General features: G+C 46.1%; 22 protein-coding genes. 2 read left to right on the top strand and 20 right to left on the bottom strand.

The window, feature by feature from the left end:
* Positions 1–8: 8 nt before the first annotated feature.
* From mnmA to U5K77_03125, 9 genes are all read right to left on the bottom strand, one after another.
* On the bottom strand, positions 9–1178 hold the full coding sequence (mnmA, locus tag U5K77_03165; GenBank protein ID MDZ7744733.1) for a tRNA 2-thiouridine(34) synthase MnmA: 1170 nt from the start codon (positions 1176–1178) through the stop codon (positions 9–11).
* A 248-nt stretch (positions 1179–1426) separates the two neighbouring features.
* The gene (locus U5K77_03160; protein ID MDZ7744732.1) at positions 1427–2308 is read right to left on the bottom strand and encodes a hypothetical protein; all 882 of its coding nucleotides are present in this window, start codon (positions 2306–2308) and stop codon (positions 1427–1429) included.
* A gap of 82 nt (positions 2309–2390) precedes the next feature.
* A complete protein-coding gene (locus U5K77_03155; GenBank protein ID MDZ7744731.1) occupies positions 2391–3371 on the bottom strand; it encodes a hypothetical protein in 981 nt (326 codons plus the stop codon).
* A gap of 87 nt (positions 3372–3458) precedes the next feature.
* The gene (locus U5K77_03150) at positions 3459–4505 is read right to left on the bottom strand and encodes a hypothetical protein (protein MDZ7744730.1); all 1047 of its coding nucleotides are present in this window, start codon (positions 4503–4505) and stop codon (positions 3459–3461) included.
* Positions 4506–4554: 49 nt separating this feature from the next.
* On the bottom strand, positions 4555–5868 hold the full coding sequence (locus U5K77_03145; GenBank protein MDZ7744729.1) for a hypothetical protein: 1314 nt from the start codon (positions 5866–5868) through the stop codon (positions 4555–4557).
* 48 nt (positions 5869–5916) lie between these two features.
* Positions 5917–6225 (bottom strand): hypothetical protein, encoded by a 309-nt coding sequence (locus U5K77_03140; GenBank protein ID MDZ7744728.1) that lies wholly within the window; start codon positions 6223–6225, stop codon positions 5917–5919.
* Positions 6225–7232: a hypothetical protein gene (locus U5K77_03135; GenBank protein ID MDZ7744727.1), complete on the bottom strand. Its 1008-nt coding sequence runs from the start codon at positions 7230–7232 to the stop codon at positions 6225–6227. Before U5K77_03135 ends, U5K77_03140 begins: the two co-directional genes overlap by 1 nt.
* Positions 7233–7332: 100 nt before the next feature.
* Positions 7333–8016 (bottom strand): hypothetical protein, encoded by a 684-nt coding sequence (locus U5K77_03130; GenBank protein MDZ7744726.1) that lies wholly within the window; start codon positions 8014–8016, stop codon positions 7333–7335.
* Between the two features lie 80 nt (positions 8017–8096).
* On the bottom strand, positions 8097–8843 hold the full coding sequence (locus tag U5K77_03125) for a hypothetical protein (GenBank protein ID MDZ7744725.1): 747 nt from the start codon (positions 8841–8843) through the stop codon (positions 8097–8099).
* A 171-nt stretch (positions 8844–9014) separates the two neighbouring features.
* On the opposite strand from U5K77_03125, the gene U5K77_03120 reads away from it, so the two are divergent.
* A complete protein-coding gene (locus U5K77_03120; protein MDZ7744724.1) occupies positions 9015–9551 on the top strand; it encodes a hypothetical protein in 537 nt (178 codons plus the stop codon).
* Positions 9511–10011: a hypothetical protein gene (locus tag U5K77_03115; protein MDZ7744723.1), complete on the top strand. Its 501-nt coding sequence runs from the start codon at positions 9511–9513 to the stop codon at positions 10009–10011. The genes U5K77_03120 and U5K77_03115 overlap by 41 nt, the downstream gene beginning before the upstream one ends.
* Before the next feature lie 78 nt (positions 10012–10089).
* Here the strand turns inward: U5K77_03115 and U5K77_03110 are convergent, their stop codons facing one another.
* Genes U5K77_03110 through U5K77_03060 form a run of 11 tightly spaced genes read right to left on the bottom strand, consistent with a single transcriptional unit; the run spans position 10090 to position 18881 of the window.
* A complete protein-coding gene (locus U5K77_03110) occupies positions 10090–10377 on the bottom strand; it encodes a hypothetical protein (GenBank protein ID MDZ7744722.1) in 288 nt (95 codons plus the stop codon).
* A gap of 8 nt (positions 10378–10385) precedes the next feature.
* A complete protein-coding gene (locus tag U5K77_03105) occupies positions 10386–11693 on the bottom strand; it encodes a F0F1 ATP synthase subunit beta (protein MDZ7744721.1) in 1308 nt (435 codons plus the stop codon).
* Positions 11690–12547 carry a F0F1 ATP synthase subunit gamma gene (locus U5K77_03100; protein MDZ7744720.1) on the bottom strand — a complete coding sequence of 286 codons (858 nt, stop codon included), beginning with the start codon at positions 12545–12547 and terminating at the stop codon, positions 11690–11692. The genes U5K77_03105 and U5K77_03100 overlap by 4 nt, the downstream gene beginning before the upstream one ends.
* Complete coding sequence (locus U5K77_03095) at positions 12544–14118, bottom strand: sodium-transporting two-sector ATPase (protein ID MDZ7744719.1); 1575 nt, start codon at positions 14116–14118, stop codon at positions 12544–12546. The genes U5K77_03100 and U5K77_03095 overlap by 4 nt, the downstream gene beginning before the upstream one ends.
* Complete coding sequence (locus U5K77_03090) at positions 14115–14660, bottom strand: hypothetical protein (protein MDZ7744718.1); 546 nt, start codon at positions 14658–14660, stop codon at positions 14115–14117. The genes U5K77_03095 and U5K77_03090 overlap by 4 nt, the downstream gene beginning before the upstream one ends.
* Positions 14653–15270: a hypothetical protein gene (locus U5K77_03085; GenBank protein ID MDZ7744717.1), complete on the bottom strand. Its 618-nt coding sequence runs from the start codon at positions 15268–15270 to the stop codon at positions 14653–14655. Before U5K77_03085 ends, U5K77_03090 begins: the two co-directional genes overlap by 8 nt.
* 22 nt (positions 15271–15292) lie before the next feature.
* Positions 15293–16117, bottom strand: a complete 825-nt coding sequence (locus U5K77_03080) for a hypothetical protein (GenBank protein MDZ7744716.1) — start codon at positions 16115–16117, stop codon at positions 15293–15295.
* A 54-nt stretch (positions 16118–16171) separates the two neighbouring features.
* Positions 16172–17320: a cysteine desulfurase family protein gene (locus tag U5K77_03075; protein MDZ7744715.1), complete on the bottom strand. Its 1149-nt coding sequence runs from the start codon at positions 17318–17320 to the stop codon at positions 16172–16174.
* 30 nt (positions 17321–17350) lie between these two features.
* Entirely contained in the window at positions 17351–17719 is a 369-nt protein-coding gene (locus U5K77_03070; GenBank protein ID MDZ7744714.1) for a hypothetical protein, read from the bottom strand.
* Positions 17716–18084, bottom strand: a complete 369-nt coding sequence (locus U5K77_03065; protein MDZ7744713.1) for a hypothetical protein — start codon at positions 18082–18084, stop codon at positions 17716–17718. Before U5K77_03065 ends, U5K77_03070 begins: the two co-directional genes overlap by 4 nt.
* A complete protein-coding gene (locus tag U5K77_03060; protein MDZ7744712.1) occupies positions 18081–18881 on the bottom strand; it encodes a TatD family hydrolase in 801 nt (266 codons plus the stop codon). Before U5K77_03060 ends, U5K77_03065 begins: the two co-directional genes overlap by 4 nt.
* Positions 18882–19040 lie beyond the last annotated feature (159 nt).

Genomic DNA, 19040 nt, shown 5'->3' with positions numbered 1-19040 from the left:
AGGTCACCCTAGATGACGATGCCGCCGCCTAAGACGCGGTCTCCATCGTAGAGGACAGCGGATTGACCTGGCGTGAGGGCGCGGATTTCATCTTTTAGTTCTAGCTGCGCATTTGGTTCAGCAGAAATGAGCGTGGCTTCTACGAGCGGGGCGCGGTGACGCGTCCTTACCCGATAGGTTCTACCGGACTCCGGTGCTCCGTTAATCCAGTGTGTACTTGTAAGTTTAATGGCTTTACTCCATAGATTTTTGTCAGCGATGTCAGACGTGACGTAAACCTCGTTTTTATCCATATCTTTGCCGGTAACGTAGAAAGGCAGGCCACCGCCAACATTCATGCCATGCCGCTGGCCGATGGTGTAGAAGATTGCGCCATCGTGTTCGCCAATCGTGACACCGTTCTGATCTTTGATTACGCCAGGCTCGGTTTTGACGTACTGCTGCAAGAACTCTTTAATGCCGACCTTACCGACAAAACAAATCCCCATGCTCTCCTTCTTACCAGCTGTAACCAACCCGAATTTCTTGGCGAGTTTGCGCACTTCCGGCTTGGTGTAATCACCCAGAGGAAACAGTGTTTTTTCTAGCGCTGCTTCCGTCACCCGATACAAAAAATATGTTTGATCCTTGTTGTCGTCCTTGGCTTTTTGTAACTCTGCAGTTCCCTTTTTGCCTTTTGCCTTTTGCCTTTTGCTAACTTTTGCGTAATGTCCTGTTGCTATCAAATCAGCGCCGTCCCCTAAAGCCGCATCTAAAAACAACTTGAACTTTACTTCCTGATTGCACACGATGTCCGGGTTTGGAGTGCGCCCAGCCTGGTATTCATTAATCATATAATCTACCACCTTTTGGCGATACTGGGTCTCAAAATCATACATTTTAAAGTCGATGCCTAACTGTACAGCTACGCGCTTGGCGTCTTGATAGTCTTCTTTCCAGGGGCACGGGAAACCGGGCAGGTCTTTGCTCCAATTTTTCATGAACACACCTACAACCTTATAACCATGTTCTTTGAGCAAGGCTGCCGTGACGGAGCTATCCACCCCGCCGCTCATTCCAACATACACACATGGCTTATGCGCCTCACTGTCCTGCTTGCGTGTAGAGCTCGCAACACTGACAGTTCTTTTGGCGTGCTGCGACCTCTGTATGTCCGCTACTCGTTCGCTGTACGTCATGTACACCTCACTCCGTTGCTCGTCGCATCACCCACATCACATCCAACTGCAAAAGCCATGGTCTTCATCTGGCCTATTTTATCAGACATCTCGCCACTTCCTATCACTCTAGCTTAGCTATAGCTAGTACAAAAATATAGCTATACCATATTATTCTTATTTCCAAGACCTGGTCTTGGAAATAGCTAGAATATTACATAACTACTTTTATTGTTCGCTACTGCGGTGTAGGTTTGGAAAAGAAAACTCTAGAAAGGGCGTTCGCCGCGCTCAATCTTGCTACGAATTGAATGTAGTTGATATTTCTTGCCGAGCCAAAAAGTTGAGAATATAAACGGTATCAATATGGCCGCCGGCTGCCAAAGTATACGAGTTCGTGCCGCGGCTGTCGCCTGACCTTCCCCTGCTGCATCAGCATCCGTTTGGCTGAGAGGCCCGTTAGCGACTCCTACCAACTGTAAGAAGGCAGCTGTATCATTATTATCAGTTGCCCTAACCACAACGTTATACACTCCAGGGTTATCGTAGACATGTTCAATGTCAAACTCGCCGGGTAGCCCGATCGTAAACAGATCCGGCGGTGTACCGTCACCCCAATCGACACTCATTGCATACGGCCCCTGTCCGCCGCTCAACGACACAGGCCACGTCAAGGTTTGCCCCGGGTTAGCCCCCCTCTTGGCAAAACTACTAGTCAGTGTCGGACGGGCTATGCCTCCAGGAGCTGGATTATCAAATACTACGGAAACTGTGTTTGAATCCGGCCCTGCTTGATCAAGTTCGTCAAACACCCGTGCCACTAGCTCGTTGTCGCCGGAAAACAGGTCGGTCACAATAGAGTAGCTGCCGTTGTCACACTGAGCTGATCCAGCAAAAACATTGTTCTTAAACAACTTTATAAGCAAATCGTCCGAACAAAGCCCCGACACCGTAATTGGGACTTCGCTGAAGGTTTGGCCGTTACTTGGAGATGTGATCGTTGCTCCAGTCGTAGGTGGCGGCGAGCTGATGCGCCCTTCAACACCAACAGAACCACTTTGTTCGGAAGATTGCGCCTTCGCTATGGTTGGTAACATGAACGGTACCATCAAAATTGCAATAATTAGTGTTGTTTGTATTAGACGTGTCATGTTTCTTGTTATGCTAAATAACCTCTCCTTATACTAGCATACGGCCGTACAGAAGAGGTTATTTTAGTTTACCGCAATATATTTATTTCTTACTAGAACTGGACTTGGTTTTAAAGCTCCCCGTAGTGACGCGCTTGCGTGCATAATAGACGCCGGTACCGATCAGAATGATTAATACTAACACGCCTATGACGAACCACGCCGGCAAGTACCAAAACGAATCGCTTAGTATGAGTACTTCACCGCCATTACCAAAACTAACACTAGCGGTAGCTATGTAACGTCCTGGCATACTTACTCCTTCAATATCATTCTTGAAGGTACGGCTACTTTCCGGCAATACATTGCTCCGAGGGTTCCCGGTATTTATCTCGTAATTATGTACTTCATTACCAAACATATTTGATACCGACACGTTGCCAAATGGCTTTTCAAAACCATTGCCTTGATTAACAATGTGCAACCCAACTTGCTCTGGAGGTGATGTAAAGAATGTCCCAGCAATATCCTGTCGATAAAATTCAATATTTCTCAGCTGTACTTGTTCGCGAATTTCACCAGGTACTTCCACGAGTAAGATTGATGAGACACTAGCAGTTAAAGACACCTGCCCGTCGTCCTGGCTAGGGGCTCCTTCAGGAACAGCTAAATATCGAACGACACCGTAGTATCCGCCAGGAGCTGTATCTTCAGGCACGGAAACTACGATCTCAACCGATTGATCTTCACCTTCAGCGAGCGTGATCTCGTCTAGCTCCGGCATAAACGGGCGTATGCTTGGGACATCAATCTCTTCGTTAACTACAATTTGTGGTTGCCCGGTCTCATCATCCGAGTAAAAATCATTGACCACTGGCCTAGCAGTAATACTGTTAGTTGTAACGTTACGTACGTTAATCGTAAACGTACTGCTTGAACCTGGCTCAATACGCAACTCTGTGCGTGTTGGCGATACGCTCAGGCCACTCCCGCCTTGCTGTTGAGCAAGAACTGCTGGTGCCAAACTAATAAAACCAAGTGATGCTACTGAAATAACCGTCAGCAGCTTGCCAAATACCTTCATACTTATCATCCCTCCTTAATTTCCCGTTTCCATTATAACTAAACATCATTGTACAAGGAACGCGTGCCCTGCGCAATTCTCTTCAGGTTAAAAATCTGCAACCGCGGTATATGTAAACGTCCCGCTATAAACGCCGGGAGGCTGCTGCGGGGAAATGTTCGCCATGTATGACACTGTCATTACGGTAAAGTGAGTCGGGATATTCGATTCAGATATAACCGAACCTGGCTGAAACCTAAATTGATTAACTGTGCCGTATCCACTTACTGGTGCGGATGTACCGCTACCTGTAGGGTTACTGCCAACGGATGGGTTAGTGTTACTGCGTAGATTAATCCCAAACTGTGATGTTCCGGGTAAGCTTGCGGCTGACGGATTAAGGGCGGGTATAACGTTATTGCCTGAAGTTAGGGTCGTACCGTGTACTGAGACCGAGAAGCCGTCAGGATCATTGGTTGCGCCGGCGAACTGCGATGTTCCGGTCTTTGCAGCTGATGTGTCAAACTCACCAAGATCAACCAAAAATCCAGCACTGGAGCTACAGTCCGGGGCAATTGTTACTCCAACACAGAACACCAAGAAAGGAGGGACATAAGCAGTGGTAGTTATAGAAGTTACAGTGCTAAAAACAACCGCACCATCGTCAACAAACGGCCCGCTTCCATCATCAGTTGAGTGTAGGCTAATCCGAACATAAGTTGAATCGTTTGGAGCGCTTGGATTTGTTACGTTATCAAACACGTATTGGCTAGGCCCTGGTGTGGTGACAGTTGAAGTACGGCTTATCACAATGGTGTTGTCGTCAGTTGCTGAGTGCATACTAAAGCCAGTCTCTCCTGCTTCAAAATCAAGACTAGCCAGTGACACATCTAACCCTGTTGGCGGTGTACAGGGTGTTGAAAATAAAGGCGTATTACTGCAAAATTCAAACTTTATAGAACCGACTGAGTTTGAGGAATTAATATCAAAACCAAAAATATAACTTGTGGTTGCTCCGCCTTGAGGGTTTAACACCTGTACCGAGCGACTAGTCAATAACGCTGCGTGAGCAGGTCGAACAATTAGTAACGGTGCCAACACAAGTGTTAGCACCGTAACAATCGACAAGATTTTTTTGCGTACGTTTTTTTGCATTGGTTATAGTTTAGAACAAAACCATGTAAAACGTAACCGTTAACTTAGACTAAAACGTCGGTGTTGCTACGTATGTACTGGTGACAGCATATTGACCAGTTGGGGTGGTCAGTGAAGCAGTCGCAGCAAACTGAATCAACAGAACTTCGTTATCAAGTACGTCATTCGAGCTAGCTATCGGTACGACGTCGCCAGTCGGATCCCATGCCCAGCATGGCTCGTCTGCTGCACCGGTACAAGCTGTGGCATTGCCAGTCGATCCATCACCTCTATAGTCAGCATCTCGTACCATGTTAGAAGTCAGGCCGCCCTGGTTGATATCTGACACGGTCATGCCGAATGATTCTGTTCCAGCCACTATATTAACTGGTGCGTTAAAACCGGGGATTCCGTCATCCCAGCCAGCACTATTGAAACACTGGTCAACCGATGATTCAGTTGGTTCGTTTTCACAATCTGCGCCAGGAATACGTAGTGAGCCCAGGTGATCAGAAGCGCCACCGGTGGTATCCTGTTCGGCATAGTAGGTTACTCCTGCGCCTTCTTGAGCATTGGTGGCGACAAGGGCGTATGAACCGCTGGCTCCACCCTGCCCGGTTGTCTCGCAGGGGTTACTCAATGTCACACACACGTCAAGAAAGTCGACCGCCCCAAGATCCTGAGTAGTGCCGCTAATTTCCGTACATTGATCCGTATCGCCGTCGGTTGCTTCAGTAGTATCTGTCCCTACACAAAATACCAAACGTTCTTGGACACGAGCAGTCACGGTAATCTGCTGTACGATTGCGGCTGCAACCACACCGTAGTGTTGGTGATCAGCAGTAGCAAAATCTTCACCGCTATATAGGTTTATACGAACATATATGGTTTGCTCATCGTCCGGGTGATTTATGCCACTTAGCGTAATGGATTTCGTGCCGGAAGTTTCGTCAAGCGCTTCAGTTCGAGTTAGACAGGCTTCAAATGCACCATTAGTTGCAGCTGTACAATCATTTTCATCAATGCCTCCGTTGCTAGCAAAAGCAGTTGCTTGCGAGAAGCTCTGAGCATCAACTGTAAAACTCGAGGCATCAAAAGCTGTGCCGGAATCTGTTGGAGCTACACATGTTCCAAGCGGATCTTGACACCACTGGATACGTATACTTTGAACAGCCGTGTCGCCGCCGGTTGGGATGTCAAATTCAAAGACGTACTCAACATCGGTTGCTTCAGGGTACGATTTGTCTATGGTTGCGCTACGGGATGGTAGCTGCTCGGCACTTACAATTTGGCTACTCATTAATGGCAACAAACTTGCAACTAACAATACAGCTATTGCAATGTATGACACCGCTCTTTTAAATAATATTTCTTGTGTTTTCATCTTTTCTCCTATTTTTGTTTTTGTTTATTTTTATTGGTGTAACTTAGACTAAAACGTCGGTGTTGCTACGTATGTACTGGTGACAGCATATTGACCAGTTGGGGTGGTCAGTGAAGCAGTCGCAGCAAACTGAATCAACAGAACTTCGTTATCAAGTACGTCATTCGAGCTAGCTATCGGTACGACGTCGCCAGTCGGATCCCATGCCCAGCATGGCTCGTCTGCTGCACCGGTACAAGCTGTGGCATTGCCAGTCGATCCATCACCTCTATAGTCAGCATCTCGTACCATGTTAGAAGTCAGGCCGCCCTGGTTGATATCTGACACGGTCATGCCGAATGATTCTGTTCCAGCCACTATATTAACTGGTGCGTTAAAACCGGGGATTCCATCATCCCAGCCAGCACTATTGAAACACTGGTCAACCGATGATTCAGTTGGTTCGTTTTCACAATCTGCGCCAGGAATACGTAGCATGAGCCCAGGTGATCAGAAGCGCCACCGGTGGTATCCTGTTCGGCATAGTAGGTTACTCCTGCGCCTTCTTGAGCATTGGTGGCGACAAGGGCAAATGAGCCAGTTGTATCGCTAGGGTTGTTTGTTTCACAAGGGTTACTCAATGTCACACACACGGCAAGAAAGTCGACCGCCCCAAGATCCTGAGTAGTGCCGCTAACTTCTGCGCAATCATCCGTAGCAGCTGCCGAACCTGCACTCGTCTCTGTCCCTACACAAAATACCAAACGTTCTTGGACACGAGCAGTCACGGTAATCTGCTGTACGATTGCGGCTGCAACCACACCGTAGTGTTGGTGATCAGCAGTAGCAAAATCTTCACCGCTATATAGGTTTATACGAACATATATGGTTTGCTCATCGTCCGGGTGATTTATGCCACTTAGCGTAATGGATTTCGTGCCGACATCTTCTGGTGTTGTTTGTGTTCGGGTTAAACAAACCTCGTATGTGGAGTTGGTTGCAGCCGTACAGTCGTTTTCATCAATGCCTCCGTTGCTGGCAAAGGTTCCGGTTTCTGTAAAGCTTTGGGCATCAACCGTAAAGCCAGAGGCATCAAAAGCTGTGCCGGAATCTGTTGGAGCTACACATGTTCCAAGCGGCTGTGTACACCACTGCAAACGGATACTTTGAACAGCTGTTCCGCCGCCAGTTGGGATGTCAAATTCAAAGACGTACTCAACATCGGTTGCTTCAGGGTAGGATTTGTCTATGGTTGCGCTACGGGATGTTAGCTGCTCGGCTCCAACTTGTCCTATTCCAAAGGCTGGCAACAAAGCCACTAATGCGAGAACCCCGGCAGCTAATAATAAGCTGACTCGTCTTGTTAGTTCTAATGATTTCGGCATGGATTTCTCCTTATAACTGTTTGTATTTTGATAGCTATAACAACTTTATACCACGATGCTTATGGCTTGTGCAACTATTAGTTAGTAGTTTTCCACAGCTTTATCGTGATTGGAATGTATTAATAATCTCTTCAAACTCTTTTCCGTCAGGGTTTGCTCGCAAGTCTCTATAATACAAAACGTATTGCGCCTCACCGTTATCTGGCCGCTGTAGTGTTATAAGCGGTTCACCGCCGTCTTCTCCTGCGAGTACATCAAAAATTACGCCATCTACCAGGCACGTAAAAGTTACGCCGCTGAAAGTAATTGTTCTTGGACTTTTGTTTTGATCTTCTATTGACTCACCACAATGATCGCTTATACCATTCTTAGCGTTTAGTAGACCGTCCTTTGTTGGATTAACAGCGACCACTCTGGAAGCTCGGAGACGCGCCATTTCAGCAGGAGTCGGGTTTACGTATACCTGAAGGTCATGCTCAATCAAGCGCCCACGGTAAGCTCTGTACATATAAAAATCATCGGATGAGGCCTTAGCATCTTCTACCCATTTATCACTGGCTTGGAATTGAAAGTAAGCCGACCGAAACACCGTCAACGGCGATACCTCCGAACTAATCTGCAGATCAGACGTAACGGGTTCAGGTTCTTGTTGCTCAAAAAGCGGAACTAGAAACCAGCCAACCGCAATCAAAACCAACACAAGAGCTGTAACAACTGTAGTTTTCAACAGTAGACGAAGTTTGCGTTTATGTGGCTTATGTTCTGCGTAATAGTGTTCGGGCATGCGTACTACTTTCTGTTACCTATAACAGGAACGCTGCTTATATAAATAATACCACAGCCACAAACATATTCGACACACCACTAAAAGGTTGGTACCGCAGCAAGTTCATGCTCCATAACATAAGCCCCACCGGGAGTTATAGAAGAAACGTTTGCAACATAGGATATCGTGTAATTAGTTTGCCCGACAGCTTGATTACCCGCCGTTGCTGGAGACTGTGCAATTGTCTCGCCCTTACCGTAGCGGAATTGATCTGCAACGTTGTACCCGGCAGCAGCCGCTCCGTCAGCAAAGTCGTCATCAGGCACATTTGTTGGATTTGCACCAATATTAGGGGTGGTATTTTCGACCAAATTGATACCAAATTGTTCAGTCCCAACCGATGGCGTATCAGTTGTCGCCATGCCGTCCAGCTCAACGCTGCCGTTTGTCGGGGGATCACTTAACGTAATGATAGAGTACGAACTAGAAAGATAAGTTCTGACATAAAAATTCGCATCACCACTTGCAGTCGAGCCAACATCAAGTGTTCCTAAATCAACCGAGTTTGATTGAACAACAAACTCTAAGAAAGGAGCATTCTGGCTAAGAAAGCCTGCTTCTGAGCGAAACCCGGCACTCGAACTCTCGCCAACTCCTAAGCTACCTGACGAACCTTGTGCGTTAAAGTTATCAGAGTTCATGTCAACTTCACCGCCAGTTCCAAAAAAATACTCGTCAACACTATAATTACTGGATGAGGGAGTCTGAGCAGCGACCGGTATAGCCGCACTGACTATAAGCAAAACGCTCAATAGCAATGTCCTGTTTGTTTTTTTCCATTTCATGTCACGACCATGATACCATAAGCAATTAACTTTTTACTCCTGTCATATATGGCAATTTTTATCAAACGGCTCCACGTGCAAGCAACTCACAAGCTACAACGAAGAATAACGCTTACGTTTTAGCGAAAAAATAGGTATGATGGTACCTGTAACAGTTAATGACCAGTATATATGGATTCAAATAAAGATAACGATAACGGCGAATTAAGCACCCTTGAAGATCAAGGGACGGTTACTCAAAGCACCCAAAACGCCCAGCCTGACCCTAATTCTTCACAGCCTCCAGCCGATCAGCCGCAACAACCAAAAAAGAAAAGAAAGCTCACTGAGCGTATCCAGGGTGCAATAAGCCGCATTAATATATACTTGTTGTTCTTCATACTAGTTGTTGTGGTCTCTGGGCTCATTGTTTTTGTTAGTTTTCAGCGTCAATCACAGGAAGATAGCGACACCACATTCGATGGGCAACCCTTGACCCAGGAAGAGCTTCAACAAATTCGCGATAGCGAGACCACAATTGGCGATGCGCAACATACACTGAACATTGAGTCCAATGCAGACTTTAAAGGCAGCGTGCTGGTGCGCGATAGCCTTGATGTGGCTGGCACTATCCGCGTAGGCGGCTCCTTAAGTTTGCCGGGTATAACCGTGTCCGGAACAAGCAGCTTTGAGCAGATTCGCAGCGAACCAACTTTCCATTGCCGGTAACACAGATATCCAGGGCGAACTTTTAGTAGAGTCCGATTTATCGGTGACAGGAAGTGGTACATTTGGAGGCACCCTGTCCGCTGCGTCACTCAATATAGAAACGCTGCAATTAAACAATGACCTCCAGCTTAATAGGCATATTGATGCAGGTGGGGCAACACCATCACAGACCAATGGCAGCGCCCTCGGCGGCGGCGGTACCGCATCTATCAGCGGCACCGATACCGCAGGTACCGTCAATATCAACACCGGAAACAGCCCGCCCGCTGGTTGTTTTATTACGGTCAATTTTTCTGTACCGTTTAACGGCACTCCGCATGTGGTAATTACGCCTGTTGGATCTTCGGCTGCAAGTTTAAATTATTATATAACCAAGTCTGGTTCCAGTTTCAGAATATGCACAACCAACCCACCTCCGGCAGGAGCTAATTTTGCATTCGACTACGTAGCAATCGACTAATATTTAGAACATTCCTCAAGCCACCAATACCTACCTGTTTTTTATTAGTCTTTAGTCAATTAAAAAGATTACGGTGTGTTAAACGTCAAGAAAAACAACCACATTATTGGATTTAACGTGCATAATGCCACGCTGGATACTTATTTTCTCTTCTCCTTGATCGGTTCTTACAATAATATCGCAAGGGTTCAACAGCGTCATGAAGTGATGATGTTGCGGTAATACGTCAAACGGACCGGTATCGTTTTCTGCAGAAATACTTTTTGCTTCTCCATCAAAATAGACTTTAAACGGAGCGTAGACTTTGATGTGCATAAAACCTGGTTTTGGTTGCTGTTTTTCTTGCTGTTTGTTTTCTTCTGGCATGCGATTTCCTAGGCAATAATTTCTTCAATAGAGCGCAGTGTTTCCTCACGTGTTGAATACTCTCCGGGTACACCATTATGTTTGGTCATCACGTGCATATTCTGGGTGAAGTTCTTTATTAGCTGCTTTGCTTTAGCGTAATCTGCACGATCAGTAGCCGAAAGCTCATTTTCGCCAATAATTGCGATGATACCTTTTAGGGATTCGTATTTTTGTAACAATGACTGTACTTGAACACTCAAAACGTAGTGTCGCTCGCCAACAATATCGGGCGTCAGCAAACTTGAGGACGTTTTGTTAATATCAACAGCTGGCCGCTGGCCTTGCTCGGCAACTTTACGCGAAAGCACAATAATCGAGTCTAGCTCGTGTTGAATAAGTTGTACAGCCGGGTCGCTTAAGTCGTCGGCCGGCACATAGATAGTCTGTACAGAAGTAATCGAACCCTTCTCGTTGGAACTCAGTCGATCCTGCAGTACTTTGATATCGGAGAATATGGTGGATCCATAGCCGCCTTCGCTAGGTACTTGATCAAGAATGGTTGATAACTCATTGCGAGCTTGGACATATCGATACATGTTGTCTGCAAAAAACAGGATATTTTTACCCTGTTCATCACGGAAATACTCTGCAGAAGCCACGGCCGATACACCAATAAGCGAACGCTGGACAGGGTTCTCGTTCATCTGGCCAAAGAACATGCATGTATCTTTCAAAAGATCGTTCTCGGCTAATGTCTCCCATAGTTCATGACCTTCACGGATACGCTCACCAATACCGGCAAAAAACGACAAACCAGACCCATGTTTAGCAATATTGTTAATAAGCTCCATGGTTAACACGGTTTTACCGACACCAGCTCCACCGATAATACCGATTTTACGGCCTTTCACGAACGGCGTGAAAAAATCAATCACCTTGATGCCCGTCTCTAGGATTTCCGGCTTTTTGTTTGAAAATTCAGTCGATAACGATGGCAGTTTTAAAATATCTTTCACGGCAACATCTTTACCTTCGATACGCTCTTTACCATCTAACGGGTCGCCAACAGCGTTCAAAATACGACCAACAGTTGGCTCCCCAACCGGTATCTCAATACCTTTGCCGGTACGTTTGGCCGCCATGCCGCGTTGCAACCTTCTGTCAGAAAATATGTTCAAACACACGGCAATGCCGCCACGGTCGAGGTGGTTAACGAGCAGCTTGGTATCGTGACCATTATCGACAAGCAATACTTCACCAATCTCGGGCACGTTATCATCAAACTGTGCACGAACAACAATATCTTTGATGGATACAACTACGCCTGGATTCATATCTGTACCTTCGTCTTTCTAAGTCCATTAACTAGCTCTTTTAACCGCTCGTCTTTCAAAGCTCGTCGTGCGTGGTTATATGCTAGATGTAGTTCAGATTTTGACTCATCGGCCTTTTGGTGTGAAGCTGACATAGCCCGAAACCGCGAAGCATATTGCGCAAGCTTGGAGTCTAATATTAGCTGGCTTAGTGCAATGTGCAACATGGATCGTTCCAGGTGGCTTACTACTTCGTAGGTGCTCGGTTCAAATATATAATTTACTTCTGATATGAAATCTTCCGATTTATCAGAATCCTTACCCTGCTCTTGAACGGCTGCAGAAAGTTCAATACGGCGCACGTCTTGTACCATTAACGATACGTATTGCTGATAAAACACCGAGGTAGTTTTGTACTGCTGGACATATTTGATAATAGGGGTAACATTGATGTTCTGGTCACGCGTTGGCAACTTAAAGTATTTTCTATAAGATACACCTCTTTGCGCGAGCTGAACCGCTCCGTGATGTCCAATAACTAGGATGTCTTGCTTGTCTTTGTCGTAGGTCTTCATCATAAGTTGGATGAGCTTCTGGTCGATATCGCCGCTAAATCCGCCCTCAGCCGTAATTAAAATATATAGCTCCTTGTCGATGCTTTCGTCTTCGTCCATAGAACGACCAAATCTAAATAGACTGTCTACACGTAGCTGTGAATAAATGTGCCACAACTCATGAAAAAACTGTGTCGCTTGTAGAACTTGGTTCTTGATCTGTGCTATGCGCATACTGGCGATACCTTCAAATACACTCGTTAGTTCGACAAGCGTGCCAACAGCTTTTTCCTCGCGCTCGATTTCACTAGGATGCCTCATTTCTTGGCTCCTTTCTCGACGGTTTCTTCCTTCTTATCTGATTTGTCAGCTTTAGGTTTTTGAGGCGGTTCAGACTTTTGTTGGTTCTGATTACTATCGTCTGGAGGTTTCTGCTCAGCAGCTGGCTGTTTTGATTGCTCTGCACCTTTGAGCTCTACCAAACACGTAGCTTTAAACTGATCTTTAATACTATCAAACTGTTCATCATTTGTTACTTTTTCGGCAAACTCAGGAGACTTTTGTTTGAGAAGCGACATATCTAATAATTCACCGTCCTCCAAGTTCAAGACGACGTCAAGCATAAGCTGTTGAGCCATGAACGAGAACGTATCATCGGGGTTTTGCGTGAGCAGTTCAAAAATACGTTTACCGGTTTCTAGGCTGCGCTTTGCTTCTACTGCCAGCTCTGAACCAAAGTGCGAAAACTCCTCCGCCTCACGATATCCTGCTAAAGTTTTTAAGGCTTGCGAGGCTAACTCTTTTTGACGTTTATTATGCCCGACGCCACCAACACGAGTTACAGATAACCCGAGGCTCAGTGCCGGACGAATTCCGCTTCTAAATACATCCATGTCTAAAATCCACTGCCCGTCGGTAATAGACATAATATTTGTCGGCAAATAGGCTGTTGCGTCGCCGCCATAGACGTTGACAAGCGGAATACTGGTAAGATGGGCTCCGTTACTATCAAGCCGTCCAGCACGCTCCAATAAGCTAGAGTGAGCATAAAACATGTCACCCGGGTAAGAATCCCGCCCTGGACTCACCCCTGATAACAATGCAACTTCTCGGTAAGCATGGGCGTGACTGGTTAAGTCATCATAAATAATAATGGCGTCTTGGCCTAAGTCTTGCCACAAATACTCAGCCATAGCACAAGCCACATACGGCGCTAGATAGCTGGTAATAAGCGACTCGAACATGGTCGACACCACCACAATCGCTTTTTCTAACCCGCCACTTTCCTGCAACCTGGTAACCAACATGTCCACATCGCTTCGACGTTTAGTAATCATGGCATATACAACCACTTGGTCGGTATTTTTCTGGTTTGTCGTAAGCTGAGTTACCAGCGTACTTTTACCCGATTTACTATCGCCAAGCAATGCCATACGTTGACCTCGTACTACTGGAAAGAACGCATCTATTGCAGTCACGCCGCTCTCTAGCTGCGTATCTAGGGCTTTACGTTGATAAAGCGCCGGCGCGGTGTTAAATACCGGTCGTGTAGCATCGACAGCTATCGGGCCTTTACCGTCAAGCGGCTCGCCAGTTATTGAGACAACTCGTCCGATAAAATCTTTCCCGACTTTACAGACCAATTCTTGGTGCTGGATTACAGCAACTTTACCTATTTCCATCTCGGTATCACCAAGATGTAACACCACTACATGGTCGGTAAGAACCTGGTGAACAAACCCTTTGCTACCGTCGCTAAACAAAACAAGTGCGTTGATAGAACAAGGCTGCAGCCCTTCTACGCGCAGCAGAAATTTGTTAACGGAGATGACTTCACCTACTGGATTACCCGCTTCGACAAGTTTGTCAAAGTGTCGATTGCCGCTATTCATGAAGTTACCTCGTCAGCTGTTTGCTTTGGCGGTGCGGGTTCAACCTCTGGAGCGTTGTGCAGTTTTGTCAGTAGTAATTCTCGCTTACTGTCAAAGTAGTTTCGCAAACTAAAATCAAAATATTTGTTTTGCGTTCGAACCACACAACCAGCTCCTATACCTGGCTGTAAGCCAATTTGAACCAGTACGTGCGGGTGAATCTCCTGCCGTAACCATTGCATCAATTTCTGCATGAACTGCGGCGGCGGATCAGCCTGAAAACTAATATGCAGTAACGGTGCCTGTTCTTTAAGCTCTCCAAGAAAGGCACTTAGTCGCTCTCTGTCATCTGTAACCAAGGCATTTAGCTTGTTTGTAGACAATAGTTCGTCAAGCAGTTTACTTGTCTTTGGAAGCTGCGGCTGCGTACCCGGCTCACGAATCGTGCTGGCCTTTATAAAATTATTGAGCGAGTCTACCTCACGAAACAAACGGTTCACATCAACACGAGTTGCTGCGCTTAGCGGTAACTTTATAGTGGGTTGCTTTGGTTTATCAGCCATTTCCACTTAGATCCCTTATAATTGCGTCCTTGTTGGCCTCCAAATCAGATAGAATAAATTCCAATTGGTCATTTAAATCAATTTGGTCGCCTATTGCTGCCAAAACATAATGGTTGATTATATCCGTCATATCGTTCTCGAACCGCTTAATCAACCGCTGACGCTCATCGGCAAGTTCTTTCTGGAGTTGTTGCCCCATTAATTGACGTTGTTGTTCAACGGCTTCTTGCGTCTTATTTATGGAGTCAATTGCCAGCTGTTTGGCGTCAGTGATTGACTCTTCATACTTGGCAAATTCATCCTGCAACTTACGGGTTATTTCTGTTTTCATGAACTCATTAAGCTGAGACGTCGTCAGCCTAAGGTCTTGCTGTAAGAACATAGCATTTTCGCCTATAATCTTCTCAAAGTGCAATCGCCCACGATTACGCAGCTCCTCACGAAATTCGTCGTTAAATATATGCTCGACATCTTCTTGAGCTTTGCCTGTTAATACGCCGGTGCCTTGCTGGGTTTTACCAGAACCGTTTATCTTAAACACAACCCACAAGAAGGCCAGAGTGCTGGCGAGAATGCTTCCGATTATTAATATAAGTTGATACAGTTCCACGTATTGCCCACCTTCTGAACCTTTATAACCTTAGTAGTAAATATACCGCAAATATGCTCGTAATAAAAACGATCAGTCCGACTATGATAACCTGAACCATACTTCTAATAATGGAACTTTTGGACAACGGGTTACGCCCAATAGATATGATACCGCTTTTCACACCCCCGTACATGAGAGTCGCAGCAATTGCCGTACCAATGATAAATATAACCAAGCCGACATAAACCCTAAGCGCGTCAACTCGCTTACCGGCTATTTGTTCTGCAGCGCGACGCAAAAACTCCGGTACGTTTTCTTCTACTTTTAATATCGGGTTTCTGGCAACCGTTATATCCACCTCTACTCTTCCCAGGGCTACAGTTTTTCCGGACACCTCCGTGGTTCCGAACGAATCCTGTCCGTCAAAGCTTTCTAATGCGCGACCGACCACAACCGGCGCACTGGTATCAACTTTCATACCAATACCACGCAACGAAGAAATCGTAATATAATCACCAGCATTAATCGCTCCATTCTGGTTACTAACTATCACGTCATACCGTCCGGTTGTAGCCACAAAAATAGTGTTTTCCTCGTCCGATAAGGTAATCGGGGCATCGTTTTGACCGACAGTCACTCCGAGCATTTGATCGGCAAACTCTATGGAGAGAGGCTCTACATATGAGGTGTCTTCGTCGTCGAATTTAACAATAAGACCGCTCTGGAGCTGTTCTTCGGTATTATAACCTTGTGACACGGCTTGTGCCTGTACAGCACCCCGAGCACCAAGCATCACCAACACAATCAGTAATGCCAGAGCAAATATTTTTGGAACCGTGATAAATTGTCTTATTTTTGTCTTCATGTCAATAATTATGCTCTTAGTATAAGCATATCTGTTATCTGTAGCAAGCCTGAATCAAGCGTGACTAACTAGTTTGCTTAACATATCGACTGTTTTTTTGATATCGCTCTCCTTGGTTTGACGACCCATAGTAAAGCGGAGTGAAGCTTGAGCCTGCGACTCACTTAAGCCGATTGCTCTTAAGACGTGTGATGGCTCTTCCTTGCTGGCGCTACAGGCCGAACCTACAGCACACATAACACCACGCTGATCCAACTCCATCATAATTCGCTCGTTATCTGTGCCCGGAATGGTTATGTGGACGTTGTTGGGCAAACGTTGTTTCTTAGTGCCGTTTATGACCGCCTGCGGTATTTTTCTCTTAAGCAAATCGAAAAAAAGTGATTGCAGCTCTAGAGTACGTTTGCTTTCCGCCTGCTTGTCCCCTTGAACGAGATCAAGCGCCGCAGCAAACCCAGCAATATTGGCTGGACTTTCCGTGCCGCTCCGACGGCCGTTCTCTTGTCCGCCGCCATCAATCAACGGCACAAGCTGAATGCCAGTCCGGGCATACAACAATCCGGTCTGCTTTGGACCATAAATTTTACCAGCATTTAGCGTCAACAAATCGACACCGAGGCCATGCACGTGCAGGTTAAGATAATTACCAGCCTGACAGGCATCGGTATGTAGATAGATTGGAAGACCGTCTTTTTGGTTATATCTACGAGCTCTTTCTTCTTCGACAACCTGCGCCACCTGCCGCAAGGGCTGGATAGTACCGATTTCATTATTGGCGTACATAATGCTTACCAAAACTGTCTTATCATCAATTGATTTGGCAAGTTGTTGTATGTCAACCAAGCCACTCGGCCTAACCACAGCTTCACGGCAATTGTAGCGATGCGCTGGCGCCATTACGGCTTCGTGCTCTACCGCACTTACTACCATGTTCGCATCAGGAAACTGGCGCATCACGCCATGGATAGCTAAGTTATTGGCTTCGGTACCACTGGCGGTAAAAGTAATTTCAGCTGGGCGAGCACCAAGCCACCGAGCAATACGTCCGCGAGCTGCCTCAATCTCGTCGCGCACAGCTTTACCTGATAAGTATGGTGCCGATGGATTGTAAAACTTTTGCATATAATACGGCTGCATAGCCTTGAAAACGCTTGGATCAAGCGGTGTTGCAGCGGCATAATCAAGATAAATCGACTTATTCATACCACGTCTAGTATAAAGGCAGCTCGAGACTTAGGCGAACTGATAAATTTCAGCTCGTGTCCGCCGTACATACAGCTTAATAGCGTCACGTAGATGAATCGCTTCTTCACGGCTTAAGCTTTGGTAATGCCCGTTTTGAGATTTTATGACACCGTTTGGTCGTACATCATATCTGGTTGTAGTTATCTGGCGTTGACCATTATTGTCGATCCATTCTTCATGCCACACCCAAGTATGCTCGTCCAGACAGAAAAACTCTCGCCTACCGCCCGGAGCTACCGACCCGAACAACTGACCGCCAATACGTGCTTCGTGTCTGATGAGTTTTTGCTGTAACTCAGCACGTCTTTGAGCTTGTTTTTGGGCAATAATGTTGCTGAAAATTTTCTTTACAATCATGCCGCTATACCCTGCCTAGATTGATCGTTGCTTTCTTGAGACATGTCGGTCTTGCTGTTTCCAGGAAACTCAATAACGTTTGATGGTTTAGCTTCTGAGTCTCCTGTAATAGGGTTTTTCTGGCTCAGTAGAGCAATCCTCTGACGTAGAGCTGCTTGATCGTATTGATCATAGGAAGTAGCGTCAAGATCTGGAGTTTTATACTCCGGCTGCACGGCCATAACTTGCTCAGTAAACTGATCAGGCTCTGGACCGATCTGTCGTTCCAGCGCAGCAATAGTTCTATCTGCCGCCTCGTTAAGCACGGCAAACCTGCTGCTTAGTTCTGCAGAAACTTTTTCTAGTTCTGGATTATTATGATTCATGCCAGTTTAAACAACTCCTTAGCGTTATGGGTTGTGGCCGCAGCTAATTCCTCAAGGGTTTCTCCCCTCAAGTCACTTAAGAATTTAGCGGTCACCACCACATGTTTCGGCTCGCAGATTGTACCACGATACGGGACAGGGGTCAAGAATGGAGCGTCAGTTTCAAGCAACAATTTTTCAAGCGGTACCGCCTTTGCGGCCGCTTGCTGCTCCTGGTCTTTGGTGAAAGTCATAATACCGTTGAGGCCAACGTAGAGGCCGTGGTCTAAAATCCGGCTCAAATTGCCCCTGTTGGAGCTAAAACTGTGCACCACTCCGCGGATACCCTTATAGTCGTCTAAAATCTCAAAAAAATCATCAAAAGCCTGTCCAGCATCTTCTGATGATGCTGCGGCTTCCCGCACATGGAAAATTAACGGCAAATTATGTTCTTTGGCAATATCTAGTTGATAACGAAACATCTTTTGCTGATCACTTTTTGACGAATGCATATAGTGATAATCCAGCCCTGTTTCTCCGACAGCTACGACTTTTGGTTCTTTGCCAAGCCCACGCAATTGCTGAAGTGCATGATGATCGTGCACATATTCACCACTTTCATGAGGATGAATGCCAATACTAGCCCAAATGTTATCATGTCGCTGAGCCATTTTTATGCCGAGCTCACTATCCCGCAAAGTACACCCGACGGCAATTAACCGCTTAACGCCATCCGCTTTTGCAGCGGTGATTACCTCCTCCGGATCAAGCTCGTAATCCGGGAAGTGGATATGACAATGTGTATCAATAAACTCCACAGTACTTACGCACCACACCTTTCCAAACCAAGCAAAGCCCGGCTCTGCAAGATACTCTTGGCTCGCACCACATTTTTCAGCTGTGCTACTCCGTCGTTGTATTCAATATATAGCTCTGTCAGTTTATCGCTGAGAAAATGCACTGTGCGCTCAAATGCG

The sequence above is a fragment of the Candidatus Saccharibacteria bacterium genome, assembly GCA_034521515.1.
Taxonomy (GTDB): Bacteria; Patescibacteriota; Saccharimonadia; order Saccharimonadales; family JAXHMH01; genus JAXHMH01.
This window is presented reverse-complemented; position numbering and strand designations above follow the sequence as displayed.

Coding starts and splice junctions, on each gene's coding strand:
- U5K77_03105 (MDZ7744721.1), bottom strand. CDS start 11,693: ATGAATCCAGGCGTAGTTGTATCCATCAAAGATATTGTTGTTCGTGCA.
- U5K77_03110 (MDZ7744722.1), bottom strand. CDS start 10,377: ATGCCAGAAGAAAACAAACAGCAAGAAAAACAGCAACCAAAACCAGGT.
- U5K77_03080 (MDZ7744716.1), bottom strand. CDS start 16,117: ATGAAGACAAAAATAAGACAATTTATCACGGTTCCAAAAATATTTGCT.
- U5K77_03125 (MDZ7744725.1), bottom strand. CDS start 8,843: ATGAAATGGAAAAAAACAAACAGGACATTGCTATTGAGCGTTTTGCTT.
- U5K77_03155 (MDZ7744731.1), bottom strand. CDS start 3,371: ATGAAGGTATTTGGCAAGCTGCTGACGGTTATTTCAGTAGCATCACTT.
- U5K77_03130 (MDZ7744726.1), bottom strand. CDS start 8,016: ATGCCCGAACACTATTACGCAGAACATAAGCCACATAAACGCAAACTT.
- U5K77_03070 (MDZ7744714.1), bottom strand. CDS start 17,719: ATGATTGTAAAGAAAATTTTCAGCAACATTATTGCCCAAAAACAAGCT.
- U5K77_03120 (MDZ7744724.1), top strand. CDS start 9,015: ATGGATTCAAATAAAGATAACGATAACGGCGAATTAAGCACCCTTGAA.
- U5K77_03100 (MDZ7744720.1), bottom strand. CDS start 12,547: ATGAGGCATCCTAGTGAAATCGAGCGCGAGGAAAAAGCTGTTGGCACG.
- mnmA (MDZ7744733.1), bottom strand. CDS start 1,178: ATGACGTACAGCGAACGAGTAGCGGACATACAGAGGTCGCAGCACGCC.
- U5K77_03145 (MDZ7744729.1), bottom strand. CDS start 5,868: ATGAAAACACAAGAAATATTATTTAAAAGAGCGGTGTCATACATTGCA.
- U5K77_03095 (MDZ7744719.1), bottom strand. CDS start 14,118: ATGAATAGCGGCAATCGACACTTTGACAAACTTGTCGAAGCGGGTAAT.
- U5K77_03075 (MDZ7744715.1), bottom strand. CDS start 17,320: ATGAATAAGTCGATTTATCTTGATTATGCCGCTGCAACACCGCTTGAT.
- U5K77_03135 (MDZ7744727.1), bottom strand. CDS start 7,232: ATGCCGAAATCATTAGAACTAACAAGACGAGTCAGCTTATTATTAGCT.
- U5K77_03090 (MDZ7744718.1), bottom strand. CDS start 14,660: ATGGCTGATAAACCAAAGCAACCCACTATAAAGTTACCGCTAAGCGCA.
- U5K77_03150 (MDZ7744730.1), bottom strand. CDS start 4,505: ATGCAAAAAAACGTACGCAAAAAAATCTTGTCGATTGTTACGGTGCTA.
- U5K77_03065 (MDZ7744713.1), bottom strand. CDS start 18,084: ATGAATCATAATAATCCAGAACTAGAAAAAGTTTCTGCAGAACTAAGC.
- U5K77_03160 (MDZ7744732.1), bottom strand. CDS start 2,308: ATGACACGTCTAATACAAACAACACTAATTATTGCAATTTTGATGGTA.